The sequence below is a fragment of the Flavobacterium sp. RHBU_3 genome (assembly GCF_046613565.1).
In the GTDB taxonomy this organism is placed as follows: Bacteria; Bacteroidota; Bacteroidia; order Flavobacteriales; family Flavobacteriaceae; genus Flavobacterium.
Window position 1 is genome coordinate 1 of the sequence record NZ_JBKJHC010000037.1, and the last position, 708, is coordinate 708.

At 27.1% G+C, this 708-nt stretch carries 2 protein-coding genes; one reads left to right on the top strand and one right to left on the bottom strand.

The features are described from left to right. A partial coding sequence (locus ACLI1A_RS19535) for a hypothetical protein (RefSeq protein WP_411410377.1) occupies nucleotides 1–352 on the top strand: 352 nt, incomplete at its 5' end. Nucleotides 353–365: 13 nt separating this feature from the next. Here ACLI1A_RS19535 and ACLI1A_RS19540 read toward each other — a convergent pair. Then, the coding region (locus tag ACLI1A_RS19540) for a hypothetical protein (RefSeq protein ID WP_411410378.1) at nucleotides 366–708 on the bottom strand (343 nt) is incomplete at its 5' end.

Sequence of the window (708 nt, forward strand, 5' to 3'; positions counted from 1 at the left end):
TAAGGTTTATGGATATTTGAAGAATAAGCAAATTAAAGAAGGATATCTTTTTTGGCTAGGTTTGTTAAATTCAGACTTGTTTTGGTATTTCATACAGCAAACTGGCTATGTATTAAGAGGCGGATATTTTACATTTAAAACTAACTACATATTCCCATTTCCAGTACCTTCCGAAATACCTGATTCGATTAATATAGCCGTAGAAAGTTTAGTAAAAAGTATTCTTGAGAAAAAGAGAATATCTAATAATATTGACACTTCATTTGAAGAAAAAGAAGTCAATAAATATATTTACGAACTATATGGAATTTCAGATATCGAAATAGAAATCATAGAAAAGAAACAATATTAAACTGAAATACAGCTTAATATGTTTTTATTATGTTTATTTCTTCTACTGTCAGCCCGTATAAATCAAAGACAATATTGTCAATTTCTGATTCTAGCATAGATATATTTTCTTTCACAAGAGATTCTTTTGCTGCAAGAATTTTATCCGTTAGATTTTGTAATAATAAATCTATGTCAGGTGGTATTAAAGGTAAAGGAAATGGCTTAATATAATTTGGTTTAAATCTAAAATAATTGTTAGCCAATACAGTTCCGGTATTGACTAAATACCACCAAAATAATTTTGAATTACAGATAGCCATTAGTGATTTATAACTCTCAGAAATTTCATTTTTTTTAATATATCCGTAAATCGTG